The 26,506-nt window shown below is 41.3% G+C and carries 23 protein-coding genes; 7 read left to right on the top strand and 16 right to left on the bottom strand.

Annotated features, from left to right (window positions below; all coding sequences use genetic code 11):
* Positions 1–768: a flagellar motor protein PomA gene (pomA, locus tag L1267_RS01105; protein WP_135923695.1), complete on the bottom strand. Its 768-nt coding sequence runs from the start codon at positions 766–768 to the stop codon at positions 1–3.
* A gap of 271 nt (positions 769–1,039) precedes the next feature.
* Between pomA and L1267_RS01100 the strand changes: the two genes are divergently transcribed.
* The 3 genes from L1267_RS01100 (at position 1,040) to dxs (ending at position 4,126) form a co-directional block, all read left to right on the top strand.
* Positions 1,040–1,282, top strand: a complete 243-nt coding sequence (locus L1267_RS01100; RefSeq protein ID WP_199526878.1) for an exodeoxyribonuclease VII small subunit — start codon at positions 1,040–1,042, stop codon at positions 1,280–1,282.
* 4 nt (positions 1,283–1,286) lie between these two features.
* Positions 1,287–2,174, top strand: coding sequence for a (2E,6E)-farnesyl diphosphate synthase (gene ispA, locus L1267_RS01095; RefSeq protein ID WP_199526877.1), 888 nt, complete (start codon positions 1,287–1,289; stop codon positions 2,172–2,174).
* Between the two features lie 89 nt (positions 2,175–2,263).
* Complete coding sequence (dxs, locus tag L1267_RS01090; protein WP_135923693.1) at positions 2,264–4,126, top strand: 1-deoxy-D-xylulose-5-phosphate synthase; 1,863 nt, start codon at positions 2,264–2,266, stop codon at positions 4,124–4,126.
* A gap of 59 nt (positions 4,127–4,185) precedes the next feature.
* Here the strand turns inward: dxs and L1267_RS01085 are convergent, their stop codons facing one another.
* The 10 genes from L1267_RS01085 to glyA form a co-directional block, all read right to left on the bottom strand.
* Entirely contained in the window at positions 4,186–7,272 is a 3,087-nt protein-coding gene (locus L1267_RS01085) for a ligand-binding sensor domain-containing diguanylate cyclase (protein WP_135923692.1), read from the bottom strand.
* 33 nt (positions 7,273–7,305) lie between these two features.
* Complete coding sequence (locus L1267_RS01080; protein ID WP_135923691.1) at positions 7,306–7,791, bottom strand: phosphatidylglycerophosphatase A family protein; 486 nt, start codon at positions 7,789–7,791, stop codon at positions 7,306–7,308.
* On the bottom strand, positions 7,788–8,762 hold the full coding sequence (thiL, locus tag L1267_RS01075) for a thiamine-phosphate kinase (RefSeq protein ID WP_135923690.1): 975 nt from the start codon (positions 8,760–8,762) through the stop codon (positions 7,788–7,790). The genes L1267_RS01080 and thiL overlap by 4 nt, the downstream gene beginning before the upstream one ends.
* A 44-nt stretch (positions 8,763–8,806) precedes the next feature.
* Positions 8,807–9,217, bottom strand: a complete 411-nt coding sequence (gene nusB, locus L1267_RS01070) for a transcription antitermination factor NusB (protein ID WP_054552571.1) — start codon at positions 9,215–9,217, stop codon at positions 8,807–8,809.
* A 15-nt stretch (positions 9,218–9,232) separates the two neighbouring features.
* The gene (gene ribH, locus L1267_RS01065; RefSeq protein ID WP_036966328.1) at positions 9,233–9,697 is read right to left on the bottom strand and encodes a 6,7-dimethyl-8-ribityllumazine synthase; all 465 of its coding nucleotides are present in this window, start codon (positions 9,695–9,697) and stop codon (positions 9,233–9,235) included.
* 197 nt (positions 9,698–9,894) lie between these two features.
* Positions 9,895–11,010, bottom strand: a complete 1,116-nt coding sequence (ribBA, locus tag L1267_RS01060; RefSeq protein WP_135923689.1) for a bifunctional 3,4-dihydroxy-2-butanone-4-phosphate synthase/GTP cyclohydrolase II — start codon at positions 11,008–11,010, stop codon at positions 9,895–9,897.
* Positions 11,011–11,052: 42 nt separating this feature from the next.
* Positions 11,053–11,706: a riboflavin synthase gene (locus L1267_RS01055; RefSeq protein ID WP_135923688.1), complete on the bottom strand. Its 654-nt coding sequence runs from the start codon at positions 11,704–11,706 to the stop codon at positions 11,053–11,055.
* A gap of 4 nt (positions 11,707–11,710) precedes the next feature.
* Positions 11,711–12,850 carry a bifunctional diaminohydroxyphosphoribosylaminopyrimidine deaminase/5-amino-6-(5-phosphoribosylamino)uracil reductase RibD gene (gene ribD, locus L1267_RS01050; RefSeq protein WP_235381840.1) on the bottom strand — a complete coding sequence of 380 codons (1,140 nt, stop codon included), beginning with the start codon at positions 12,848–12,850 and terminating at the stop codon, positions 11,711–11,713.
* A 2-nt stretch (positions 12,851–12,852) separates the two neighbouring features.
* Complete coding sequence (nrdR, locus tag L1267_RS01045) at positions 12,853–13,302, bottom strand: transcriptional regulator NrdR (protein ID WP_054552576.1); 450 nt, start codon at positions 13,300–13,302, stop codon at positions 12,853–12,855.
* Positions 13,303–13,409: 107 nt separating this feature from the next.
* A complete protein-coding gene (glyA, locus tag L1267_RS01040) occupies positions 13,410–14,666 on the bottom strand; it encodes a serine hydroxymethyltransferase (RefSeq protein WP_135923686.1) in 1,257 nt (418 codons plus the stop codon).
* A gap of 291 nt (positions 14,667–14,957) precedes the next feature.
* Between glyA and L1267_RS01035 the strand changes: the two genes are divergently transcribed.
* On the top strand, positions 14,958–15,326 hold the full coding sequence (locus tag L1267_RS01035) for a hypothetical protein (RefSeq protein ID WP_135923685.1): 369 nt from the start codon (positions 14,958–14,960) through the stop codon (positions 15,324–15,326).
* Positions 15,327–15,357: 31 nt separating this feature from the next.
* On the opposite strand, the gene thrC is transcribed toward L1267_RS01035, so the two are convergent.
* The 4 genes from thrC to L1267_RS01015 all read right to left on the bottom strand — a co-directional run bounded on the left by thrC (position 15,358) and on the right by L1267_RS01015 (position 20,614).
* On the bottom strand, positions 15,358–16,641 hold the full coding sequence (thrC, locus tag L1267_RS01030; protein WP_235381839.1) for a threonine synthase: 1,284 nt from the start codon (positions 16,639–16,641) through the stop codon (positions 15,358–15,360).
* A gap of 18 nt (positions 16,642–16,659) precedes the next feature.
* Positions 16,660–17,586 carry a homoserine kinase gene (gene thrB / locus L1267_RS01025; protein ID WP_135923683.1) on the bottom strand — a complete coding sequence of 309 codons (927 nt, stop codon included), beginning with the start codon at positions 17,584–17,586 and terminating at the stop codon, positions 16,660–16,662.
* Between the two features lie 9 nt (positions 17,587–17,595).
* Positions 17,596–20,013 carry a bifunctional aspartate kinase/homoserine dehydrogenase I gene (thrA, locus tag L1267_RS01020; RefSeq protein ID WP_135923682.1) on the bottom strand — a complete coding sequence of 806 codons (2,418 nt, stop codon included), beginning with the start codon at positions 20,011–20,013 and terminating at the stop codon, positions 17,596–17,598.
* A gap of 226 nt (positions 20,014–20,239) precedes the next feature.
* Positions 20,240–20,614, bottom strand: coding sequence for a response regulator (locus tag L1267_RS01015; protein ID WP_199526873.1), 375 nt, complete (start codon positions 20,612–20,614; stop codon positions 20,240–20,242).
* Positions 20,615–20,849: 235 nt separating this feature from the next.
* On the opposite strand from L1267_RS01015, the gene L1267_RS01010 reads away from it, so the two are divergent.
* Complete coding sequence (locus L1267_RS01010; RefSeq protein WP_135923680.1) at positions 20,850–22,613, top strand: sensor histidine kinase; 1,764 nt, start codon at positions 20,850–20,852, stop codon at positions 22,611–22,613.
* 90 nt (positions 22,614–22,703) lie between these two features.
* A complete protein-coding gene (rdgC, locus tag L1267_RS01005) occupies positions 22,704–23,612 on the top strand; it encodes a recombination-associated protein RdgC (protein WP_135923679.1) in 909 nt (302 codons plus the stop codon).
* A 60-nt stretch (positions 23,613–23,672) separates the two neighbouring features.
* On the opposite strand, the gene L1267_RS01000 is transcribed toward rdgC, so the two are convergent.
* Entirely contained in the window at positions 23,673–24,515 is an 843-nt protein-coding gene (locus L1267_RS01000; RefSeq protein ID WP_135923678.1) for an HDOD domain-containing protein, read from the bottom strand.
* A 270-nt stretch (positions 24,516–24,785) separates the two neighbouring features.
* Between L1267_RS01000 and L1267_RS00995 the strand changes: the two genes are divergently transcribed.
* Positions 24,786–26,477: a dipeptidyl-peptidase 3 family protein gene (locus tag L1267_RS00995; RefSeq protein WP_235381838.1), complete on the top strand. Its 1,692-nt coding sequence runs from the start codon at positions 24,786–24,788 to the stop codon at positions 26,475–26,477.
* Positions 26,478–26,506: the final 29 nt, after the last annotated feature.

Raw genomic sequence — 26,506 nt, 5'->3', positions numbered from 1 at the left:
CTACTCCTCGGTATCGACTTTACGTTTTGATTCAGCTAAATAGTTTTTCAAGATGCCTTCAATTACTTTCGGGTTTTGACCATCTTGAATACCCAGTACCGCATCAAGAATTAAACGTTGGTTGAGGGCTTCTTCATCTTTACGCAGCTCTAGTTTTACCTGAATTGGAATTGCAACAACGTTTGCCAAAAAAGCACCATAAAGTGTTGTTAAAAGAGCTACAGCCATTGCAGGACCAATTGCTTTTGGGTCATCCATGTTAGATAACATTGCAACCAAGCCAATTAGCGTGCCTATCATCCCCATCGCAGGAGCGATATCGGCAAGCGACTTAAATAAGCCTGCACCAAGTTCATGGCGAGTAGCGGTGAGGGAAATATCTTTTTGCAGTGTGGCACGAACTACATCAGCATCATGACCATCCACTAACATATCAACCCCTTTGCGCATAAAGCCATTAGGGATTTCGGCTTCTTCTAATGCTAAGAAACCACCTTTACGTGCTGAGTCAGCTAATTCTACTGCTTTTTCAATTAATTCTTCTGGCGATTCAATTTTGAACATAAAGGCTTTTGCAGCGACCTTACCAATGCCCAAAAACTGCCCCATAGTGAAGTTCGATAACACGATAAAAATCGAACCACCAAATACAATGACCACCGAAGGCGTGTTATAAAACATTGCAACTTGGCCGTCACTACTTAATACCATCGACATAGCAATTAAGCCTATGGCACCAAGAATACCTATTATGGTTGCTAAATCCACATACCCCTCCAGAGGAACAAATACACGACACCAACGGCATCAAATTTTTATTATTAACTGCTTATCGGCAAGCAATTGAATTACTTAAATCATTAAATGAATTAATTTTATTTTAATGTAAGATTTTTAAGCTACAAGTTGCCGCTACTTCTAAAACCGTAAAAATAGCATATTGATTTCCTTTTATGCGCAAAAAAACACATCATTCTTTGACCTAGTTTAGCATTCCCCCTAAAATTGGCCTCACTTTCTATTAGCTATCGAGGCCACTATGGCAACAAAGAAACCAGAAAACTTGAGTTTTGAAGAAGCACTGGATGAATTATCTAAGATTGTTGCACAAATGGAGCAAGGTGAACTGTCTTTAGAACAATCGCTAAAACAGTTTGAGCGTGGTATAGCGCTTGCGAATGCCTCATCTGGAAAATTACAACAAGCCGAACAAAAAGTGGCCATATTAATGGGTAACGATAGCCAAGCTCCTCTTAGCAACTTTGACTCAAACTTGGACTAATTAAGTGCAATTAAAAGAACAATTACAACGCGCTCGAGAAGACGTTGAAGCACATTTAAATCGCTATTTCGAACTGCCACTAAACACTGAAAAAACCATTAAAGAAGCCACTCATTACGGCGTTTTAAATGGTGGTAAGCGCTTACGTCCTTACCTCGTTTATGCGACGGGCCGCATGATGGGAGCTGACAAAGCTGACCTTGATATTCTTGCCGCTGCTATTGAGTGTATTCATAGCTACTCATTAGTTCATGATGACCTACCAGCAATGGATGATGATGACTTAAGACGTGGCCGCCCTACTTGTCATATTGTTTATGGTGAAGCGCAAGCTATTCTCGCCGGTGATGCTCTTCAAACATTAGCATTTGATTTAATTGCTAACCATCAGTTTGCAGTACCTACGACACAACAGGTAAGAATGATCGCCTCGTTAAGCAAAGCCTCAGGTATAGAGGGTATGGTAGGTGGTCAGGCACTTGATATTGAAGCTACTGATAAAGCAATTACAGTCGAAGAACTAGAACGTATTCATCAACTTAAAACTGGCGCATTACTCAACTGTGCAATCACCTTGGGGGCTTTGGCCGCGCCGCAATGTGATGAGCAAACGTTAAAGCAGCTTAATTTGTTTGGTCAAGCAATTGGTCTGGCTTTTCAGGTACAGGACGATATTCTCGATGTAGAGGCAGACACCGAAACGTTAGGCAAACCGCAAGGTTCAGATATTGCGGCCAATAAAGCGACCTACCCTGCATTATTAGGTATGGCAGGCGCTAAGCAAAAAGCACAAGACTTATTGGCTCGGGCTCATAAAGCACTTGAGGCTATTGATTACGACACCCGCGAGCTGGCAAGCCTTGCTAGCTATATTGTTGAGCGTAATTATTAACGTCTAAAAAAGAAAGACAAAATAACTAAAAAATCAGAGCAGCAATGGGCTATAATGCACTCTGGTTAGCGAAGGATGTATATAAAATCATGACACTTGATAGTAGCAAGTATCCATTATTAAGTTTGGTTGACGAACCAGCACAACTGCGTGATATTGCGCAAGATAAGTTACCTGCGTTTAGTAAAGAGTTACGCGAATACCTGCTTAATTCAGTTTCGCAAAGTAGTGGTCATTTAGCATCAGGTTTAGGTACTGTTGAGTTAACAGTGGCCCTTCATTATGTCTATAACACCCCTGAAGATCGTTTAGTATGGGATGTGGGTCATCAAGCATACCCGCACAAAATCTTAACGGGTCGCCGTGACCAAATGCATACTATCCGTCAAAAAGACGGTTTACACCCTTTCCCATTCCGTGAAGAAAGCCCTTACGACACCTTCAGTGTTGGTCATTCAAGTACTTCTATTTCTGCAGCGCTCGGCATGGCTATTGCCGCTGAAAAAGAAGGTAAAGATCGTAAAACGGTTGCTGTTATTGGCGATGGCGCAATTACTGCTGGTATGGCATTTGAAGCGATGAACCACATGGGCGATGTAAACCCTAACGTGTTAATTATCTTAAACGATAATGAAATGTCGATTTCAGAAAACGTAGGTGCCCTAAACAACCACTTTGCACGTATTTTGTCTGGTAGCTTCTACACCAATATTCGCGAAGGCAGTAAAAAACTTCTTTCGGGTTTACCGCCAGTGAAAGAACTTGCCAGCCGCATGGAAGAACACCTAAAAGGTATGGTCATTCCGGGCACATTCTTTGAAGAATTAGGCCTAAATTACATCGGCCCAATCGACGGTCACGATGTCAATATGTTGGTCGATACCTTACGTAATATGCGTAACCTTAAAGGCCCTCAGCTACTGCATATTAAAACGCAAAAAGGTAAAGGTTATAAACCTGCTGAAGCGGATCCAATTGGTTACCATGGCGTACCAAAATTTGATCCGAGCATGTCTAAATTACCAAAATCAAAACCTGGCGCTGCCACATTCTCAAATGTGTTCGGTGACTGGCTTTGTGATATGGCAGCACAAGATGACAAGCTAATGGCGATTACTCCTGCTATGCGTGAAGGCTCAGGCATGGTTCGTTTTTCTAAAGAGTACCCAGCGCAATACTTTGATGTAGCAATTGCTGAGCAACATGCTGTAACGCTTGCAGCTGGTTTTGCTTGTGAAGGACTGAAGCCTGTTGTTGCTATTTATTCAAGCTTTTTACAACGTGCGTACGACCAACTTATTCACGATGTGGCATTACAAAACCTACCGGTTTTATTTGCTATTGACCGTGCCGGGATTGTTGGTGCTGATGGTGAAACTCACCAAGGTGCTTACGATTTAAGCTTTATGCGCTGTATTCCTAATATGATTATCATGGCACCAAGCGACACTAATGAGTGCCGCCAGATGCTGTATACAGGTTACCAATGCAATCAGCCTGTTGCCGTACGATACCCACGTGGTAGCGCAGGCAATTGTGATGTTGAATCAACAATGAGTGCGATTGAAATTGGTAAGGCGCGAAGTATCAAACAAGGTAGTAAAGTGGCAATCTTGTCATTTGGTACGCTACTAGAAAACGCCAAATCAGCTGCTGAAGAGCTTAATGCAACAGTGATTGATATGCGCTTCATTAAGCCTCTTGATACAGAGACTATTAGCGAGTTGTTGAGTAGCCACGATGTAATTGTTACCCTAGAAGACAACGCCATTGCTGGCGGTGCGGGTTCTGCTGTGAATGAGTACTTAGCTGCAATTAAAGCAAATGTGACTATCTTGAACTTAGGTATTCCAGATGAATTCATTAAGCATGGTACTCAAGACGAAATGCACGCAGAAATGGGCTTAGATGCAAACGGTATCTTAACTAGCATCAAAGAGTTTATGGCCTAAGCCGTACACTAATAAAACTAAAAAGGAGCCTTAAGGCTCCTTTTTTGTCATCGTTTATATTAGCGCATCCAAACCTTAATATCAGCAAGACCTGTTTCTTGAAGAACACCCAGTTGTTTATCAACATTATTATTTTGCTCAAACTCAAAAGCATCTAATTGTTCATCAAAGGTAATATTTGCAACGCCATCACCACCGCGCTTTTTCACTTGGTGTAGCGCGATATCAGCTAAATTAACAGACGTTTCCCAGCCAATCACTTGACCACCCAATAAAGGTAATGGATAGAAAGACCAGCCAATAGACGCAGTGATGGTGGTCGATTCCCCATTTGGTAGCCTAAATGGGTTTGCTGCAATTGCTTCACACAAGTCAGCAACATAATTGTCTATAGCTGTACGTTTGAAATCACGTAATAAGAGTAAAAACTCATCGCCACTCCAGCGTGCGACATAGTCTGAGCCTTGTGTCCGGCTATTCAACAATGTCGCCATTTGCTGTAAACAACTATCGCCTGCAAGTGGTCCATAGGAATCATTGATGCGGCTAAAGTTATCAAGGTTAATTATCAGTAGCACCAACGACTTACCCTGTGCTTGCAATGATTGCGAATTACGTTGGAAATGTTCAATATCTTTAGGGAGCTGATCAAACAAGAAGCGACGACTACGAAGCCCCGTTAGCTCATCTGAGTGACTGACTAACTTAAGCTGAGAATTTACTTGATTGAGCTTATCGTTGGCTTCACGAAGCTCTACGGTGCGCTCTGTTACTAAGCTTTCAAGTGCTAATTGTTTACGCTTCTCTTGCGCCCTAAACACCCAAAACACGAGGTAGAACAGTAAAATAAAACTACTTGTGATCAAGAGTCTAAAGTAAATGGTCTCGTCAAAGCGACGTGGAACAACGAATGTGTACTCGGTACGACGAGCCTTTTGCCAATCTTCACCACCACGTTTGGCTTCAAGCTGAAACAAAAATGCCCCCGGCGGTAAATTTGTATAAATAGCCTCACGGCGGGTGTTTGCATAGCGCCAATCACTGTCTAAACCACTCAGTCGATATCTAAACTCAATACTTGAAGGAGCAAAATAATCAATTGCGGTATATTTGATTGTCACATCGCGCTCATCAATTTGTAGCTCAGGTTTATCACCTAAAGTAGCGGTACTTAAGCTTCGCAGCGGCGTAATAATACTTTCAATACGCGGCTTAAGCGCTTGCACACCAAAAAGCTCAACACTCTTAGGTATTTCAACTACCCCTTGTAAGCTTGGGTACCAAATAGAGTTACCTGTGTCTGCTACAGCATCATGGCCAAGACCAGCACAGCACTGACTGGCTTTACCATCTAATTGTCGGTCAAATGATGAGATCACTTGCTCTACTTTTAAGCTCTCTATATCAGTACCAAATTGCTCTACCGGCATGCGGTAAACGCCCTTCATGGTACTTACCCAAATACGTTTTAACTGTTTGTCATAAACAAGGCTGAAAATCGAGCCGTACGGTAGGCCGTCTGTTGCATCAAGTTGACGCCACTGACCTTGGGTGCTGCGATAAAATAAACCATCGTTAAGAGAGCCAATTAATATCCCCACCCCTTCAATATTTAAAATACTGGTGACATAAGCGCTTTCTAAACTGGTTTGGTCACCAATTTTTTCAATACCACGGTCAGTAAAGTAATAAGCCCCTTTACTGGTACCTATTAAGCCAAAATTTTGCTCATCAAGCACATAGGTAATAAATTTACTGCTCAAGAACGCATTGTAAGCAAAAGGTGTTAAGCCACCGTAACTTAAACGGTACATACCGCGACCAGTACCGAGCCAAAAACCGCCTTTACTAGAACGGCTAATTGCGAATACAGGGTTATCGCGCAGTGCTCGTCCTGGCACTGTATACAAGGTTTGATTCTCATAGTAAAAAACACCGCGACCTGTAGCAATGTATAAGCGATCACCATCAAACTGCAAATCGTGAACTGCAGCCCGACCAAACTGATTACTTGGTATTTGATTTACAAAATTCTTATTGTAATCGAAGTAGCCGACACCACTGCGGTTAGCCACCCATAGTTTGCCATCAGGTGCTTGGCTAATCGCCATCACCGCTTCTGTCATATTTGAAATAGCTGAGTGGCGCTCAATACGCCCTTCGTGAGCAAGCCATAACCCCTCACTGAAACTTGCCAGCCAAATATTATTTTGATTATCACGGAAAATATCTGCAAACCAAATACTTTGATCAAGCTGACTTGGCTCAACCCATTGCCAGTCCCCAGAGTTATCTCTAAAGAGTAAACGGCCATAAGTTGAAATCCACAACGCTCCATCTGAGTCGCTCATAAACTTGTAAACGGCAGAGTTACTCGCGTTAGGAAGTGGGAATGGACGCAGCTCGTCATCTAAATCAAGAAAGTAGGCACCAAGCTCAGAGGCAAGGTATAAATTACCCTCAAGCCACGCCATATCATGAATGATGGTTTGCGCTAGGCGCTCAGGTAGAGAGACTTTTGCGGTAAGTTCTAGGCGCAGCTTTGCAAAATCAGATGAAGTATTAGTTAAACGCAATAAGTGACGCTCGTTAACCAGCCAAATACCTTCTGGCGACAGCGCCATTTGGCTCACTGAACCAACTATTTGCGTGATTGCCGTAGCATTTGATACTGGCACGACTAACGCAGAGTTTTGGTTTAGGGTGACTTGATTTCGTGCAACATAATAAAGGCCGTTGGCTGCAATCCAGATACTGCCTTTAGAGTCTTCAAGAATGTCGCGTACTGGGCCTTTAACATTAAAGGTTTGCGACATCATCGTTCTTGGATCGAGGGTTACTATCCCGTTTTTAGTGCCAACCCAAAGTAACCCCGTACTATCAACTAATAGCTTGTTAATACCATTACTTGGCAAGAAATCACTATTTTGTGTGTTGAAGTTGGTGAAAGTATTACCATCAAAGCGACTCAAACCGAACTGAGTACCCAGCCACATGTAGCCTTGCTCGTCTTGAGCTATGCTCTTAAGAGATTGAGATGGCAAGCCGTTTTGGATATTCCATTGTTTGACGACGTAGTCAGTAATAGATGCAAACGCAGGCATACTGCATAACACCAACAAACAGACAACTAAAAATCGCATCATATACTTGCCACCAAGTAACACTGTATTAATCGTTTAAAAGGGTAAATAGCCAGCTTTAAACAAAGCCTGTACACAAATTAATGAAAAAATACCTGCTAAAATATCATCAGCCATGATGCCCAAGCCACCGTGTAAACGCCTATCGAGAATACGAATAGGGCCTGGTTTAGCGATATCAAAAAAGCGGAACAATAAAAAACCAACTAACAATGACTGCCAACTAAGTGCAGCACCAATCATGGTGATATAATAACCAGCAACTTCATCCCAAACAATGGCAGGATGATCATGCACCCCTAAGTCATCTGCTGTTTTACCACAAGCCCATATACCAAATACGCTGATCACAATTGCAAATACAATCTGTAACCATAGCGGAAAGTACATGGTTGTAAAAATAAATGGTAATGCAGCAAAAGTACCAAAGGTGCCAGGTGCTTTAGGTGCTAGGCCTAAACCAAAACCCAAACCAAATAATTGATGTGGGCGTTTTAAATTAAATAATCGGTTACTACTCAAACCGGCTCCTTTGCAAAGTGTTGAAACCCTTTACCTTGATAGTTAAATTTTTCACCATCAAGTAGTAGTTCAATTTCACTTTCGCCACTTTTTATTTGCCCAACACAGCTGGCTTCGACGCCATATTGACGAAGTTTCATATCAACCATGCTTTTATTGCTTTCAGGCACAGTAAAAAGTAATTCGTAATCGTCGCCGTAATTTAAAATATAGTCAAACTGTTCAGGGCGTGGAATTGATGCGCTGACAGCATCAGACACAGGTACTTTATCAACATGGATCACTGCACCGACTTGCGAAAGCGCCAATACATGACCTAAATCAGCTAATAAACCATCAGAGATATCTATGGCAGCTGAAGCCGCACCTCGTAATACCTGCCCAGCTGCAACTCGCGGAGTCGGGTAATCGAAACGATTGTTTAAATAACTCAAATGCTCAGGCGCGATGTCGAAACCTTGCTTACGTGCTTCGATAGCAACACCTGCATCACCCAGTGGCCCGGTCACATAAATCCAATCACCTACCTTTGCACCGCTGCGACGCAATGCTTTGCCTTCAGGCACAATACCTTTGGCACAAATAGTAATTGTGAGCGGACCTTGTGTAGTGTCTCCACCGATAATTTGCACATTAAAGTATTCCGCAATTTCATGCATACCTTCTGTGAACTGCTCAATCCATTCCATATTCACTTCAGGCAGGGTCAATCCTACTGAAATCCAGGTAGGTTCAGCACCCATTGCAGCCAAATCACTTAAGTTAACAGCTAACGCCCTATGCCCAAGGGCGCGAGGAGAAATGTCATCAAAAAAGTGTACACCTGCAACTAATGTGTCGGTTGTCACAGCTAATTGACAGTTTTCTGGCACAGTGACCAACGCACAATCATCACCTATACCAAGGTTTACATCACGACGGATGATACCGCGACCTTTAAAGTAACGGTTAATTAATTCAAATTCCTTCATTCACAAAAAAGCCGGCCCAAGCCGGCTCTCCTTTACGGGGCTACTTACTTACGCAGCTCTTTAACTGCTTTATCAAGTACACCGTTGACAAACTTATGGCTGTCTTCAGCACCAAACATTTTAGCAAGCTCAATACCTTCATTGATTGCTACTTTGTATGGAACGTCTTCACGGAATTTCAGCTCATAGCCAGACAGACGTAAAATTGCTTTTTCGACCATGTCTAACTCATCTGCTGGGCGTGCTAAATGTGGCGCAACGATTTCATCTAATTGCTTACAGTTAACAACAACACCGCGTGCTAGGTCTTTGAAATATTCGACGTCGATTTTAGTCACATCATTTTCAATTAACATTTGCTGTTCAATATCAGCAATTGGGTTACCGCTTAACTGCCAAGAGTATACGGCTTGAAGTGCTAAGATACGTGCTTTACGTCTTGCTGCTGGTTTCACAGAGATTCCTTAAACTTAAATTTTGTCTAACACATTAACCATTTCAAGCGCACCTAAAGCAGCTTCGCCACCTTTGTTACCCATTTTGGTACCTGCGCGCTCAATTGCTTGCTCAATGCTTTCAGTGGTTAATACGCCAAATGCAACCGGGATATCGTACTCAAGTGATACTTGTGCAAGACCTTTGTTTGATTCGCCAGCGACTAAATCAAAGTGTGGTGTACCACCTCTGATCACAACGCCTAGAGCGATGATTGCATCGTGTTCTTTCTTTGCTGCAACGCGTTTCGCTGCTAAAGGTAATTCAACGGCACCTGGTACGTAAACAACAGTAATGTCGTCGTCAGATACGCCACCTGTGCGCTTAAGCTCATCAACAGCACCTGCTAATAGGCTGCTACCAATAAAGTCATTAAAGCGAGAAATGACAATGGCAAACTTTTTGCCCGGTGCGTATTTGTTACCTTCAATAATTTTCATTTAATAACCCTAAAAAATAAGTTTAAGCGGTTGCGATTGCGCAAAAATTACGGCGCATAATACCACAAAAATATAAAAGTAGCCTAGTTAACCTGAACTCTGGCTAATAAATCTAACTCTAGTGGCCACTCGTAACGCTAACCGCATTGAATTTAAATAAAATTACGAGTAAACCTCTTAATTAAATTACGCGTTAATTAAGATTGCGGCTCAACGTAGTCAACCACTTCTAAGTGGAAACCTGATAGTGCATGGTATTTTTTCGGACGGCTCATTAAGCGCATTTTTTCAATACCTAAATCAGCCAAAATCTGCGAGCCCACACCGACAGTACGCGATGTCCCTTGGAATTTACGATGATTTACATTTTCACCCGCATCTTCGGCAGCAAATGCTTTTACCATTGCTTCAAGGTCTTCAGTTGATTCTTGCTTACCCAAAATAACCAGCACGCCATTGTGTTCTGCAATGTAAGCCATCGCATCCGATAAGCCCCAACTGCGATCAGCACTACGATCAGATAATAAAATATCATTGAAGGTACTTTGTAAGTGAACACGAACAAGCGTTGGCTCTTCTTTCGATACTTCACCTTTTTGTAAAACATAATGAAGTTGACCATCGATGGTGTCTTTGTAGGTCACTAAATCAAACTCACCGTGATCTGTTGGCAGTTTACATTTAGCAACACGCTCAATGGTGGTTTCGTTTAGGTTTCTGTATTCGATTAAATCTGCAATAGTGCCAATCTTTAAGCCATGCTCTTTTGCAAAAATTTCAAGATCTGGACGACGTGCCATGGTGCCATCGGCATTTAAGATTTCAACGATCACAGACGAAGGCTCAAGACCCGCTAAACGAGCTAAATCACAACCGGCTTCGGTATGACCTGCGCGTGTTAACACGCCACCTGGTTGCGCCATAATTGGGAAAATATGCCCAGGTTGTACGATATCGCTCGGCACGGCACCTTTGGCAATAGCTGCTTGAACTGTACGTGCTCGGTCAGCTGCTGAAATACCTGTCGTTACGCCTTTCGCTGCTTCAATCGACATAGTGAAGTTAGTTGAAAAAGCAGCACCGTTATTTTTAACCATTAACGGCAAATCTAACTGCTGGCAACGCTCTTGCGTCATCGTTAAACAAATTAAACCACGACCGTGTGTTGCCATAAAATTGATAGCATCAGCACTGATATGCTCTGCTGCGATGATTAAATCGCCTTCATTTTCTCTGTCTTCATCGTCCATTAAAATAACCATTTTACCGGCTTTAATGTCATCGATAATTTCTTGCGCGCTGTGTAGATTCATAATGTGCCCATGAGAGTATGATTAATAGTGACGTATCTTTGCTTATTTAATAAAACCAGCTTGTGCTAACAAGCTCATTGATATGTCTGAACGGGAAGGTTGTTCGGCCCCTTTTATTAGGCGCTCTAAATAGCGAGCAATCTGGTCAACTTCTAGGTTCACCTGAGTACCCACTTGAAATTCTGCAATCGTTGTTTGCTCTGCGGTATGCGGAACAATAGTCAACTTAAAGCGGTTTTGCTCGACCTCGTTGACCGTTAAACTAATACCATCAATACATACCGAACCTTTGTAAGGAATGTACTTCATTAAATCATTGTCAGTACTTAGCCAGTACTCTGTTGCACGAGCATTAGGACTGATACTTTCTACAGTCGCAATACCATCAACATGACCAGATACTAAATGCCCACCTAAGCGAGAAAGTGGTTGCATGGCTTTTTCAAGGTTAACTGTTTGACCTTTTTTATAGTGAGCAAAGCCCGTTAAGCTGATTGTTTCGTTTGATAAGTCAGCACTAAAACCATCGCTATGTTTAGCGACAACCGTCAAACACACACCATTGGTGGCAATACTGTCACCGAGCTTAACGTCTTTCATATCCAAATTAGTGCTTTGAATACGAATAGCTAGGTCACCTTGCTTTTGTGTTAGTTCAACAATTTTACCTGTTGCTTCAATAATTCCAGTAAACATAGTGCTACTCTTTATTTTCAATGTGTGTGGCTTGCTTTGCTTTTGTCGCTGTTAAGCGAATATCGTCGCCAATCATCACTGTATCAGTAAAGGTCAGTTCAGTGATATCACTCATCATGGTAACTTCTGCAAAGTTTAGTAAGCTTTTGCCCATATCACCTATTAACTTAGGGGCAATATAAACAATGTATTCATCAATTAAATCTTGCTCAGCAAATGCACCGGCAAGGGTCGCACCTGCTTCGAGCCAAATATGGTTAAATTGCAGCTCAGCAAGACGCTTTAAAACCGCTGATAGATCAACTTTATTATTAACTGCTGGTACAACTTCGTGTTTAACAAAGTGAGGCCATTGATACTGTTTATCAAGCGATGTAGTGAAAATAATCACCGGACTTTCAATGCTAAATAATGCAAGTTCAGGCGTTAACCTATTTTGTGAATCAATAATCACACGGGTAGGTTGACGCAAAGGCAGTGACGTTGGCATATCAAATGGCAGCTCATCAATGCGTACATTAAGTTTGGCATTATCGGTCATAACCGTATCTGCACCAGTGAGTACCACGCAACTTTGGGCACGAAATGCTTGCACATCTTGGCGCGCTTTAGGCCCTGTAATCCACTTACTTTGGCCATTATTTAGCGCAGTTTTACCGTCTAAACTGCAAGCCATTTTACAAATCACATATGGCAACCCAGTTTCCATGCGCTTTAAAAAGCCTTTGTTTAAATCGCGCGCTTGTTGTTCAAGTAAACCTGATGCTACAGCGATACCTGCATCAGCTAAAATCTGTAGACCGCGACCACTCACCGCTGGGTTTGGGTCGACCATGGCAGCTATAACTTTGCTAACACCCGCAGCTTTTAAACCTTCGGCACAAGGCGGTGTGCGTCCATAATGACTACAAGGTTCTAAAGTCACATATGCGGTGGCACCTTTTGCATTGTCGCCAGCCACTGCCAGAGCATTAACTTCAGCATGGCCCTGCCCTGCTAGTTGATGAAATCCTTCACCGACTATTTCGCCATCTTTAACCAGTACACAGCCAACATTAGGGTTTGGTGTTGTAGTAAAACGACCTTGTTTAGCAAGCTCTATGGCACGTGCCATATAAGCCGTATCAAGTTCTGTGAATGACATAGTTAATCACCTAAACGAGCGATTTCTTCACCAAACTCGCGAATATCTTCAAAAGAACGGTAAACTGATGCAAAGCGAACATAAGCCACTTTATCTAGTTTTTTTAGTGACTCCATAATGCACTCACCAATTAAATGGCTAGAAATTTCACGTTCACCCGTGGCACGAAGCTGAGATTTAATAATGTTGACCACTTCATCGACCTGCTCTGTGCTGACAGGGCGTTTTTCTAGCGCACGATGCAAGCCATTGAGTAATTTGTCTTCATTAAATGGTTCACGACTACCGTCTTGCTTTATGACTCTTGGCATCACAAGTTCTGCGCCTTCAAAGGTGGTAAAACGTTCGTGACATTCATTACATTCACGTCGACGCCTAACCTGGTGGCCGCCGCCAACAAGTCGAGAATCAATTACTTTAGTATCTTTTGCGGTGCAAAAAGGACAATGCATAGAGTTCAGCTTCCGTTTATTAAAAACAAAAAAGGCCGCTTATTAAGCGGCCTTTATAATAGCAAAAAACAACGCTATTGTTATCTTAATTACGGTTCAACCAATAATTAAGCGTAAACTGGTAATTTTTTACAGATAGCTTTAACTTTCTCTTTTACTTCAGCTTGTACAGACTCATCATTGATGTTGTCTAGTACGTCACAGATCCAGCCAGCAAGCTCTTTTGACTCTGCTTCTTTGAAACCACGGCGAGTAATAGCCGGAGAACCAATACGAAGACCAGACGTTACGAACGGTGAACGTGGGTCATTCGGAACTGAGTTCTTGTTTACAGTGATGTTAGCGTTACCTAGTGCAGCGTCAGCATCTTTACCTGTGATATCTTTATCGATTAGGTCAAGAAGGAATAAGTGGTTGTCTGTTTTACCAGAAACAACTTTGTAGCCACGCTCTTGAAGAACTTCAACCATAGCTTGAGCGTTCTTTACCACTTGAGCTTGGTACGCTTTAAATTCTGGTTGTAATGCTTCTTTGAAAGCAACTGCTTTAGCAGCGATGATGTGGCATAAAGGACCACCTTGACCGCCAGGGAATACTGCGCTGTTTAGCTTTTTGTAGATTTCTTCATCACCACATGCAGAAACGATTAGACCGCCACGAGGGCCCGCTAATGTTTTGTGAGTTGTCGTAGTAACAACGTGTGCGTGAGGGATTGGGCTTGGGTATACACCCGCTGCGATAAGACCAGCAACGTGAGCCATATCTACGAATAAGTAGGCACCAACTTTGTCAGCGATTTCACGGAATTTAGCCCAATCAACGATACCTGAGTATGCTGAGAAACCAGCGATGATCATTTTTGGTTTGTGCTCTAATGCTAGCGCTTCAACTTGAGCGTAATCAATTTCGCCTGTTTCGTCATTTAGGCCGTATTGAATTGCATTGTACGTTTTACCAGAAAAGTTAACGTGTGAACCGTGAGTTAAGTGACCACCATGAGCTAAGCTCATACCTAGTACTGTATCATGCGGCTGAAGAAGTGCTTGGAAAACAGCTGCGTTTGCTTGTGAACCCGCATGCGGTTGAACGTTAGCGTAATCAGTACCGAATAATTCATTAGCACGGTCAATTGCTAGCTGCTCAACAACATCAACATGTTCACAACCGCCATAGTAACGTTTGCCTGGGTAACCTTCAGCATATTTGTTGGTAAGCTGAGAACCCTGCGCTTCAAGTACGCGTGGGCTACAGTAGTTTTCAGACGCGATCAGTTCGATGTGCTCTTCTTGACGAGCCGTCTCTTTAGTGATGGCTGCAAATAACTCTGGATCGAAATCCGAAATATTCATGCTACGTTCTAACATGGGGTCTCCTAAGGCAACGTGTATGGTATTTTTTGAAGGCTATATTGTACGCTTAAAACGCACTTTTGCCTATCTTGTAAAGATGAACATATTTAAACAGGGATTGAATTTATTTCACAGTGTTTTAATAATGATATTTTTTTATTGATACATAATAAAAATTTATAAATTTAAAACATTACATATATTTTTAAAATATGATTTAGCGTAAAAAGTTCATCATGCGTTTGCATATGGGCACAATGAAACTAAGCTTGTAATACAAACCCAGATCAAGGATGTTTTGAGTCAATGTTAGCCAAGCCCATTTATGAACTTGTTCCCTACTGCTATTTGTTTTTAGGTATTGCCTGTATCGTCATACCTCATGAGCTGCTCTACACACTCATTGGTATTGTGTTATTTTTGCTGGGTGCAAACATATGGCGAATGCGCTCAGAAGCACGAAGACGAGATCAAAAAAGTCAGCGAATTAAACAAAGAAGAGCGCGCTATTACTATGAATTTAAACCCTTTATTTTATTCATTAGTGCTCTGACTTTAACACAATGGACGCAAAACGAGATCATCTTATTAAGCTGCGCTTTGCTATGTTTTAGTGCGTTAGTGATAATTGCAATGCGATTATTGAACCGCCACAGCCATTCATTATCACATTAAAAAGAGCGGCAATGCCGCTCTTTTAATTACTTTAAGCTAGTTTATTTAAAAGCTCTGTTCTCAATAGTTGATAATCATGCTTGATGTCTTCTGCCAAACAAGGCTTAGCAAGAGCATCTGCTAGAGGCTTAGGCATTGCTAACTCAATACCTAAAATATCTTCAACACTTTCTTTAAATTTAGCAGGATGTGCCGTTGCTAAAAATATACCGGCACTGCCATCTGCTAAATTTTCTTTTAAGCCTTGGTAAGCAATCGCTGTATGAGGTTCTGCGATATAACCCGTTTGATGAATTTTTTTCATCACTTCTTTGGTTTCTTCTTCGCCAACACAACTTGAGTAAAAGTCATCATAGCTAAACCAATTATTATCTAACATAAATTGAACACGAGGCCAGTTATTCGGTTTACTCACATCCATTGCGTTCGATAATGACTCAAGCGTTTCGTTAGGTGCCCACTCTTTGTTTTGTAAAAAACGTGGCACAGTGTCATTTTGATTGGTTGTTGCACTCAATTTTGCGACAGGCATACCAAGTACTGCACCAATCATCGCAGCGCACACATTACCAAAGTTACCACTTGGTACTGAGATATGTGCCTTGCTACGCTTTTCTTTTGGCAACTGGGCTATTGCTTCAAAGTAATAACACACTTGAGCGACCAAGCGACTGATATTGATCGAGTTAGCTGAGTTAAGGCCAAGTTTTTGTTTTACTTCATCGTCTAAAAACGCATTTTTGACCATGCCTTGACAGTCATCAAAACTACCATCAACTGCATAGCAGTGAATGTTATTGCCAAGTGTGGTGAACAGTTTTTGCTGAGCTAATGAAATTTTACCTTTCGGATACAGAATAACTACATCAATATTTGGCTTGTTATAAAACGCATGGGCAACGGCAGCTCCTGTATCACCCGATGTTGCCGTTAAAATCGTTACTTTTTCGCCTTGGTTAAACTGCGCCAAACACTCAGCCATAAAACGACCACCAAAGTCCTTAAAGGCAAGCGTTGGACCATGAAAAAGCTCTAAGCAATACATGTCTTTTTCAACTTCAACCAATTTCACATCAAAGTTAAACGCATTTTGCACCATCTGTGCAACAGTATCGGCAGGCAGCTCATCACCAATCAGGTGTGATAAAATTTTGCTGCTACGGCTAACAAAGTCCAAATCAAGTAGCGCATCAACATCTTTGATAGGCGTTAAGCTATCAGGAAAAAAGACACCTTGATTACGCCCTAATCCCGTTTTTACCGCTTCAACAAACGACACCTGTTGTGATTCATCTTTTAAATTATGTAATTGCATGTTGTTTCCTTAAATTCTTTAAAGCTCTCGTGTGCCAAGCTGATCGAGTTGACAGATGTGGCTGAAACCCTGCTCATTAATGTAATTATCGTTCAGCCAAGCTGCGCATTTTTCTGCAGCATCTAAACTTTTACACACGGTAAATAATGTTGGGCCTGCACCCGAAATACTGACGATTTCGGCACCAAGCTCTGGTAATGCTTGTTTCGCTTCGGCAAAACCTTGGATAAGGGGTGCTCGATGCGGCTCAGCTATTTCATCAGTCATGATTGATAGCGCAGCATCAAAGCGTCCCGTTAGCAGTAAACTGCTAAAAGCCGAAAGACGTTGTGCAAATTCAACACTGTCATGCATTGATAATTGTTTTGGCAGTACTGAGCGTGCTTTTGCGGTATTTAGCGAAAAGCCAGGAAAAGCCGCCACGTAATACCATTGATTATCAACAGGTAACGAAATTGATTTATTGGGAATGAGTTCGCCAGTTAATTGCAAGCCACCTAAGTAGCATGGTGTGATGTTATCGTAATGACGGCCGCCACTAACCATAGCTTCAAAATCAGCCATCAATTCGATGAGTTGCTCTTGTGATAAATTGGTTTGTGCAAATTTATCAAGGGCTGCAAAGGCTGCCACCACAGAGCAAGCACTTGAACCTAACCCAGAGCCAATAGGTAGATTCTTTTTAAGTTCAAGTTTTACCGCTGGCATAGCAGGCGCAACGTGTTCTTTAAAGTGAATTAAACATTGATATGCTAGGTTTTCTTCTGCATTGGCAGGCAGTTTATGGGCATAGTCGCCAGAGCATACAAAAGTGTCTTGCTCAGCAGGACTTACTTCAACTACATCACCCAATAAAGTGCCATCGATGGGCGCTAAAGCAGCGCCTAATGCGTCAAACCCAACTGCAAAATTGCCGATAGAAGCAGGTGCATATACACGGATCATAACCTGCTCCTATCGTGTTAATGTTTTGAGGATGTCAGCAAATACACCTGCTGCTGTTACTTCAGCACCAGCACCATAGCCACGAATCACGAACGGACGTGGTTGATAGTATTGACTTAAAATTGCTAATGCATTTTCACCATCGCGAATATCATAAAGTGCGTGACTGCTATCGACAGCCTCAATACCGACTTTACAATGACCATTTTCAATTGTGCCTACATAACGTAGAACTTTACCTTCACTGGCTGCACTTTGAATGCGGTCGTTAAATTCAGCATCTAGACTAGGTAGCTTCGCCATAAACTCATCAACAGAGTCGCCTTCTGCAAACCCTTTTGGTAATACAGACTCTACTTCGATATCGCTCAGTTCTAACTCAAGACCTGATTCACGAGCGATAATCAACAGCTTGCGGGCTACATCTGTGCCCGATAAGTCATCACGCGGGTCTGGCTCAGTAAAACCACTTTCTTTCGCTTTTAATGTTGCTTCGCTAAGTGATAAACCATCCTGAAGCGCACCAAACATATACGATAATGAGCCCGATAGAATACCGCTGAACTTAATTAGTTCGTCACCTGCACCAAATAATGATTTGAGATTATCAAGTACCGGTAAGCCTGCACCTACGTTTGTTTCGTATAAAAACTTACGGTTATTCTTTTGTGTCGCTGCAACTAAATCTTGGTAGTACGCATACGAGCTAGTATTGGCTTTTTTGTTTGCCGCAACCACATGGAAACCTGCATTTAAGAAATCAACATATTGCGCAGCAAGTTTATCGGCTGAGCTACAATCAACAATTACAGGATTAATAAGGTGGTTTTGTTTTACAAATTGCTCAACTAAATTAAGGTCGAAGCCTTGTTCAGAGGCTGCGAGTTTATCCTGCCAACCATCAAAAGCGATACCTTCACTGTCTAGGTATAACTGTTTTGAATTCGCAACACCGTATAAATTAAGCTTGATATTACGCTTTTCGAGCCACGCTTGTTGACGCTCTAATTGCTGGATAAGCTCTTGCCCAACTAAACCACAACCAAGTAAAAACACGTCGATTGATGGGATGTGAGTAAAGAAGTTCTCGTGACACACTTTTACTGCGTCGTTGCATAGCTCACCGTCAATCACTGCTGAAATAGCACTTTCAGTTGAATCTTGTGCAATAGCTACAATATTCACTTGTGCTTGAGCTAATGAAGCAAAGAACTTGGCCGCTAAACCTTTGTGAGCACGCATGTTATCACCCACTAAAGTGACAATTGCAAGGTTACGTTGTACTTGTACTGGCTCGATTAAACCAGCTTGCGATTCTAATTCAAAGGCTGTTTGCAGTGCTTCAAGAGCTAACGATAAATCACTCTCATGCACACAAAAGCTGATACTAAATTCACACGAAGATTGAGTAATTAATACGATTGAGACATTGTCATGAGCCAAGGCATTAAATACTTTTGATGCCATCCCCACTTTACCCTTCATACCAGGCCCTGACACCGTCAACATAGCGAGGTTTTGTAAACTTGATAACGCTTTAACTGGCTCGTTAGATACACTGTCGTTACTGATCACAGAACCTTCGGCACGTGGGTTATGAGTATTTTTAATCTCGCACGGCACACCCGCTTTGGCACAAGGTAAAATCGTTTTCGGGTGCAATACTTTCGCACCAAAATAAGAAAGCTCCATCGCTTCTTTATAAGATAGCGAATCAACTTTAGAAGCTTTTTTAATATAACGCGGATCTGCGTTGTAAACACCATCAACGTCAGTCCAGATTTGGCATACATCAGCGTCTAAACACGCCGCAGCTATTGCAGCAGAATAATCAGAGCCATTACGACCAAGAGTAGTCAATTCACCTTGCTCATTCGCAGCAGTAAAGCCCGGCATAATATAAATAGTGCTTGGGGCAGCTTTTAACGCTTCTTGAAAACGTAATTTGCTTACATTAAGGTCAGCCTCTGCATCAATGTAGCCACCCACTGAAGCAATACATTCTGTTGCTTCTAAATAACGTGCATTGCTTTGTTTGAGCATACATTCCATTAGAGCAACACTAATACGCTCACCAAAGCTAATTACATAAGCGCGTACTTGATCTGGACAACATTTTAATAGCGCCACTCCATCAAGCTTATTTTTTAACTCACTTAAGTCTGGCCAGTTTGCTACTTGACCATAGTCTGCTTCTACCGCCGATTTTAGCTGCTCACAGCGATTGATTAAATTCTGCCACTGCTCACTAAAGTCTTGACCTTGTTCAGCTGTACTTGCCAATGCAACCAAAGAGTCTGTCATGCCACCCGGTGCAGATAGCACTAATAACATTTCATCTTTCAGTTCTTCTTTGACTAACTGAGCTACCTGTTGCAAACATGCGTAGTCGGCCAAGGACGACCCACCAAATTTTAATACTCGCATTATTTATGTTTCCTCATTCCATAAACGAAAAAGGCCTGTGTTCTAGTGAACACAGGCCTATAATTTTGTTGCACCTACCTATGCCACTATCCCGTAAGGATGATGGTTGTAATAATAATGGTCGTTGCGTGATTAAATGTTTTCATAGTCTGTAGACTGCCTTAAAAACAGCCAAGATGTCAACCCTTAAAAAAAGATAAATTATGCATTTAAATAATTTTAAAAGTTAACGAATACCAAATTTATGCAAAGTAGCTTTTAAGCGCACAATATCTATCGGTTTATCAATGAAGTCAATTGCACCCAACTTTACTACTCTTTGCTTCATTTCTGCTTGAATATCAGCCGAAATAACGATAACAAAGCATTCTATTTTTTCTGCCTTGATTGATTCGAGCACTTCGATCCCATCGATTTCTGGCATTGTTAAATCTAGGCACAGCAAGTCAAAACTTTGCTCTCTTAACAAGGCAAGCGCTTCTCGACCATTTGAGGCTTGTTGAATATCAGCACTGAGACAATCATCTAAACAGCGCACAACCTGTTTTCTGGCTATTGTAGAGTCATCACAGACCAGCACGGTAAAATTAAGATTATCCATGAAATAAAATCTTCGTTGTCACAATTACAACGTAAAAAAAGTCTAAAATTAAATACGGTACAAATTTATAACACACTTTTATTAGTGCAGTAAGGCTAAGTTTATTAAGAAATTAGTAACAATTAATAAACTTCCAGTAAAAAAGGATATATTTATTTATTTTTAAGCATTTATTAGCTAACTTTAGAACTAGCTGAATGTATTAATCATGTCACCAAGGAGCTATGGATATTCCATGCTACAAAAAAGCCTGTCAAAAGAGTTATTAACAAATGTACTATCGGTCTACTTTCTACTTACTTTTGTAGTGACATGTGGACAGGTTATTGCTGAATACGTTAACACCAAAGATTACATTCGCGATGAACTAACAACACTGCAAAAAACCTTTAGTCGCAGTTTAACCCGAGCTATTTGGGAACTTAATGATAAACAGACTATTACGACCGCTGAAGGTTTATTAGCAATCCCCATGATTGAAGGCATTATTGTTCGTGACGATAGTGGTGAAGTTCTTTCGCAACTTGGCCGTTCTTTAGATATACATGAACTTTACAGCCAACAGTTAGTGCAAGAAGAAGCCATTATTGAGGACACGCCTTCAGGTTTGTTCGGTTATACATTTCCACTGATTTTTGAGTTTTCAGGTAAAACGACTCAAGTTGGTGATGTCACATTGTTCTCAAGTCGAGAAGTCGTTTTTAGTCGAATCATGATTTCTATCTACTTCTTGATTGGTAATGCAATGATCAAAACCACCTTTTTGATCTTTTTATTCTTACTTGCCTTTAGAAAAAGACTCACAGAGCCTCTTTCACAATTTACAGAACAAATCGAAGATTTAGAGCTCAATGACTTAGAAGGTCGTCATATTGAAGTGAAAACCACCGAGCGTAATGAGCTCAAAGTAATGGAAGAGTCATTCAATCGCCTTATCGACAAAGTTGTACTTTATCGTGAAGAGCTCGAGCACACACAAAAAGAGTTGTTAATCAGTAATGAAAAACTCGATCAACACAATTTGCAGTTAGAACAAGAAGTAGCTCGTAAAACGTCTAATTTGAGTCAAGCGATGATGGACTTACAAGAACAAAAATACGAGCTTGAAAAGCAAAAGCTTACGCTGACCGAAGAAATCGATTTACGTAAACAGACCGAACAAGAGCTGATTGCTAAACAAAACGAGCTGCAGCGTTACCTTGATGAACTCAACATGGCACAAGAGCGTTTAGTCGGCTCTGAGAAAATGGCTGCACTGGGTGGTCTAGTTGCTGGTATCACCCATGATGTAAACACGCCAATTGGCATTGGCGTGACTGCGACTTCATTTTTACAAGAGCGCCTTGATCAAATAGAAGCTGCATATAAAGACAAAACACTCTCGCCAAAAGCGTTAGAAGAATTTATTAATGATGCTAAACAAAGCACCAGCCTATTGACGAGTAACTTAGATAGAGCCTCGGAACTGGTTGCGAGTTTTAAACAAATCGCAGTAGACCAAGCTAGTGAAGCTGTGCGCACTATCAACTTTAAAGAGTACTTAGGTGAAGTCATTCGCTCTCTTCACCCTAAACTTAAGAAAACATCTCATCATATCAATTTAGATTGCCCTAGCGATTTGACCTTAAATTTACCAGCCGGTGCGATTAGTCAGATCTTTACGAATTTGATTATGAACTCTCTGATCCATGGTTTTGAAGGCATCGAAAGTGGCGTGATTGACATAATCATCAAAGATGAAGACGACGAAGTAGTTATCGACTTTAAAGACAACGGTAATGGCGTTTCGAAAGATCAGCTCGAAAAACTGTTTGACCCGTTCTTTACCACTAAACGTGACCAAGGCGGTAGTGGCTTGGGCACGCATATTACCTTTAACCTCGTTAAGCAGACGCTCAGTGGCGATATTGAAGTATCAAGCGAAGTAGGCAAAGGCTTGCATTACCATATTAGTTTTCCGAAAAACATGCCAAAACCACTTTCAATGTTTAACTCATAAGCAATTAGAGCTAATGCCGAAATGATTCATTTCGGCATCAGTTTTTTATTGTTATGATTGGGCAAATTTATTGAAAGGATTAGCCTAATTATGTGGTTTAGTAACCTTATATGTTACCGTTTTAAACAAGACGTTTCATACTCTCAAGAAGACTTCGACAAAGCCCTAGAGCAAGACCTATTCCGCTCATGTACAGGTCAAGAGCTTTCAACTTTCGGTTGGACAAAAGCGTTCGGTAAGCATGGTCAAACTCTGTCTCATTTCTCTCAAGACAGCATTTTAGTATGCGCTAAGCGTGAAGAAAAAGTTCTGCCAGCCGCTGTTATCAATGAAATGGTGGCAGAAAAAGTTGAGCAAATCGAAGCCGAAGAAAACCGCCCAGTAAAGAAAAAAGAAAAAGACGAACTAAAAGAAAATATTCTGCATACTTTACTGCCTCAAGCGTTCAAAAAGTCGAGCCTACAGTTTGCATTTATTGACCAAAAGAATGGCTGGGTTGTGGTTAACAGCGCAAGCTTTAATAAAGCAGAAGAGCTTTTAGCCTTATTACGTAAATCACTTGGCACACTGCCTGTGGTACCCGCATTTGCCAACTACGATTTAGATGTATTTTTAACTGACTGGTTAACTAATTTCAGTACCCCTGAGGGCTTTTCTATCGGTAACGATGCAGAGCTTGAAGAAGCCGATGACAGTGGCGCTCAGGTAAAATTAAAAGGCCATGACCTATCTTGTGATGAAGTTAAATCTCACCTAGAAAATGGTAAGCGCGTAACTAAGCTTGCTCTTGATTGGCAAGAGCGCGTTAAGTTCATGCTGCAAAACGATGGCTCTATTAAGCGCTTAAGCTATTCAGAAACATTAAAAGAAGAAAACGCCGACATTCCAAAAGAAGATATGGCGGTAAAACTTGATGCAGACTTTATCTTAGCATCAGAAGAAATTAAGCAGTTGCTAGAAGATCTGACCCAAGGCTTAGGTGACGCAGAAGATTTATAAAATTAACTCAGATAATGGTTAATATTAAAAGCGCGACTTGGTCGCGCTTTTTTGTTGTAGTTATTCAGTAAAAATTGCTTTTACTTCATTAAGCATGTCGTGATACTCATCTTCGTTGAACATATCAAGAGATTCAATCACGCCTTTGTCCATGTAGGTTTGTAATGCTGCTGACTTATCAGAAACCTGTAAGATCCCTTCTAATATCGCGCCAATACGAATGAAGTCGACATAACATATATGCTCTGGACGATAGTTTGGATTTGCCCAACTTTCAGCAACTTCGACAAACTCATCAGTAAAGCCCCAAGCACGCATAATTGCACCACCTACTTTACCGCCCAACTTTTGGATAGCATGAGCAAGGAAACTTGGGTTTGCGAATACTTCAGGATGCTTTTCAGCTTCAGTTAAAATTGGCAATACACCAATGTTATAAACTAGTGCCGCCAAAGTAATTGTGTCGCGATTAAGCGAGGTTTGCTTATTTCTGCGTAAGAAGAAGTCCATTAAAGTAATTGAGTGACACGCGACTTTAAGGGTTTTTTGCCACGCCTTATCCATATAGCCTTTGATCAACTCATTGTGCGACACAAACAGCTGCTCCATCGCCATTGCTGTGGCGATGTTTTTTATTTGTCGTAAGCCTATTCGTGTTACCGCTTGATGCAAATTGGTCACTTTTACTGAGCGCCCCATAAATGCACTATTAGCTACCTTTATCATTCGCGCTGATAATGCAGGGTCGTGTGAAATAACATCAGCCATGTCCATTAGGTTTACGTTTGGATTATCTGCAGCCTGCCTCACCTTCACTGCAACTTCAGGCAATGTAGGTAGTACTAATGTATCGTTATTAATTCTATCGACCAATATGGTCAGTAATGCATTTTCTGTTGACATATGTGTGCCATCCTCTTGGGGTAGCTCACTTTACAGGTAAGCTACTGACTGACATTATTAAATTAATTATAGTTTTAGTATTGACTAACTTAGCGCTAAAGTTAAGAAAATCACAGCAATAATCTATTTTTTATTATTCGCTAATAATTTTAGGCTAAATACACCCCTAAATAGAGTAAACTTGTCAGGTACGCATCAGTTTTGCTTTAATGCGTGCACGTTTTGTTTTCTAAACAATCACTCTCACCAAAAAATCGGGAACGGGCAAAAATGACATTAAATAAAATTAGCCAAGCACTTATCTTATCTGGCGCTGTTTTTCTTGGCGCATGTTCTGAACAACCAGCAACATCATCAGAAGCGAAACCTACAACGGAGCAAAGTGCTAAAGAAAATAACCCGCAACTAATTAATATCGATCGCAATCGTTTAGATATTTATACTGACTTTACCCTTACATCAGATTTAAGCCATCTAAGCGACAACCAAAAACAAATGATCGGTAAGTTAATTGATGCATCAAAAATAATGGATGAGCTATTCTGGCGCCAAGCATTTGGTGAGAATAAAGATGCTTTCCTTGCGAAAATTAATGATCAGAAAATACAAAAATTTGCTGATATCAACTATGGTCCTTGGGATCGCTTAAATGGCGATGAAGTCTTTTTATCTGGCTATGAAGAAAAAGCAGCTGGCGCTGAGTTTTATCCTCGTGATATGAGCAAAGAAGAGCTAAACAAAGCAATTTTAGATGATAAAACAGGGCTTTACTCTGTCATTAAGCGTGACGAAAAAGGTTTACTTTATAGCGTTGCTTATTCTGTAGAATACGCACAAGAGCTTGAAAAAGCGGCCAACTTACTGCGCGAAGCAAGCCAGCTTGCTGATGATAAAGAATTTGCAAATTACTTAAGCATGCGCGCAGATGCGCTTGTGACTGATGACTTTAGAGCTTCTGATTTTGCATGGATGGATATGAAAAATAACCCAATCGATGTGGTTATTGGTCCGATTGAAACTTACGAAGATCAGCTATTCGGTTATCGTGCAGCCTATGAGTCGTATGTGCTTGTTAAAGATCTTGCCTGGAGTGAACGACTAGCTAAGTTTGCGGCGTTTCTACCTGAACTGCAAAAAGGCTTACCTGTTGACGACAAGTACAAACAAGAGGTCCCTGGCTCTGATGCAGATCTGAACGCGTATGATGTAGTTTACTATGCTGGCCACTCTAATGCAGGTAGTAAAGCAATTGCTATCAACCTACCAAATGATGAGCAAGTTCAACTAGAAAAAGGCACCCGTCGTCTGCAACTTAAAAACGCTATGCGTGCTAAATTCGATAAAATCTTAGTGCCTATCTCTGAGCAGTTGATTGTCCCTGAACAACGTAAACACATTACCTTTGATGCGTTCTTTGCCAACACAATGTTCCATGAAGTAGCGCATGGTTTAGGTATCAAAAACACGATTACCGATAAAGGTACTGTTCGCCAATCATTGCAAGAGCATGCAAGCGCACTTGAAGAAGGTAAAGCCGATATCTTAGGTCTTTACATGGTTGAGCAATTACTTAAGAAAGGCGAAATCACTGATGGTACATTAGAAGATTACTACATCACCTTTATGGCAGGTATCTTCCGCTCTGTACGTTTTGGTGCATCAAGCGCACACGGTAAAGCGAACATGATCCGCTTTAACTTCTTTGCTGAAGAAGGTGCTTTCTCTAAAAATGCTGACGGCCTATACAGCGTTAACATGGAGAAAATGAGCCTTGCAATGGAAAAACTGTCTCGCTTAATTCTTACCATTCAAGGTGACGGTGATTATCAAAAAGTGGATCAATTAATCGCCACTCATGGTGAAATTAAAGCAGAACTTGCAAAAGACTTAGAAAAACTAAGTAAAGCAAACATTCCTGTTGATGTTACCTTTAAACAAGGTAAAGAAGTATTGGGTCTATAAGTTTATTGCAGGCGCTCGCTTGCAGTAAT

Source organism: Pseudoalteromonas sp. OFAV1, from assembly GCF_021532595.1.
In the GTDB taxonomy this organism is placed as follows: Bacteria; Pseudomonadota; Gammaproteobacteria; order Enterobacterales; family Alteromonadaceae; genus Pseudoalteromonas; species Pseudoalteromonas lipolytica_C.
This window is presented reverse-complemented; position numbering and strand designations above follow the sequence as displayed.

Excerpts from the sequence above, each read along its gene's own strand:
- L1267_RS01000 (WP_135923678.1), bottom strand. The coding sequence starts at position 24,515 with ATGTCAACAGAAAATGCATTACTGACCATATTGGTCGATAGAATTAAT.
- L1267_RS01015 (WP_199526873.1), bottom strand. The coding sequence starts at position 20,614 with ATGGATAATCTTAATTTTACCGTGCTGGTCTGTGATGACTCTACAATA.
- L1267_RS01010 (WP_135923680.1), top strand. The coding sequence starts at position 20,850 with ATGCTACAAAAAAGCCTGTCAAAAGAGTTATTAACAAATGTACTATCG.
- nrdR (WP_054552576.1), bottom strand. The coding sequence starts at position 13,302 with ATGCATTGTCCTTTTTGCACCGCAAAAGATACTAAAGTAATTGATTCT.
- ribH (WP_036966328.1), bottom strand. The coding sequence starts at position 9,697 with ATGAAAATTATTGAAGGTAACAAATACGCACCGGGCAAAAAGTTTGCC.
- L1267_RS01055 (WP_135923688.1), bottom strand. The coding sequence starts at position 11,706 with ATGTTTACTGGAATTATTGAAGCAACAGGTAAAATTGTTGAACTAACA.
- L1267_RS01100 (WP_199526878.1), top strand. The coding sequence starts at position 1,040 with ATGGCAACAAAGAAACCAGAAAACTTGAGTTTTGAAGAAGCACTGGAT.
- dxs (WP_135923693.1), top strand. The coding sequence starts at position 2,264 with ATGACACTTGATAGTAGCAAGTATCCATTATTAAGTTTGGTTGACGAA.
- rdgC (WP_135923679.1), top strand. The coding sequence starts at position 22,704 with ATGTGGTTTAGTAACCTTATATGTTACCGTTTTAAACAAGACGTTTCA.
- thrB (WP_135923683.1), bottom strand. The coding sequence starts at position 17,586 with ATGATCCGTGTATATGCACCTGCTTCTATCGGCAATTTTGCAGTTGGG.
- thrA (WP_135923682.1), bottom strand. The coding sequence starts at position 20,013 with ATGCGAGTATTAAAATTTGGTGGGTCGTCCTTGGCCGACTACGCATGT.
- L1267_RS01085 (WP_135923692.1), bottom strand. The coding sequence starts at position 7,272 with ATGATGCGATTTTTAGTTGTCTGTTTGTTGGTGTTATGCAGTATGCCT.
- ribD (WP_235381840.1), bottom strand. The coding sequence starts at position 12,850 with ATGTCATTCACAGAACTTGATACGGCTTATATGGCACGTGCCATAGAG.
- L1267_RS01035 (WP_135923685.1), top strand. The coding sequence starts at position 14,958 with ATGTTAGCCAAGCCCATTTATGAACTTGTTCCCTACTGCTATTTGTTT.
- thrC (WP_235381839.1), bottom strand. The coding sequence starts at position 16,641 with ATGCAATTACATAATTTAAAAGATGAATCACAACAGGTGTCGTTTGTT.
- ribBA (WP_135923689.1), bottom strand. The coding sequence starts at position 11,010 with ATGAATCTACACAGCGCGCAAGAAATTATCGATGACATTAAAGCCGGT.
- L1267_RS00995 (WP_235381838.1), top strand. The coding sequence starts at position 24,786 with ATGACATTAAATAAAATTAGCCAAGCACTTATCTTATCTGGCGCTGTT.
- glyA (WP_135923686.1), bottom strand. The coding sequence starts at position 14,666 with ATGTTAGAACGTAGCATGAATATTTCGGATTTCGATCCAGAGTTATTT.
- thiL (WP_135923690.1), bottom strand. The coding sequence starts at position 8,762 with ATGAAGGAATTTGAATTAATTAACCGTTACTTTAAAGGTCGCGGTATC.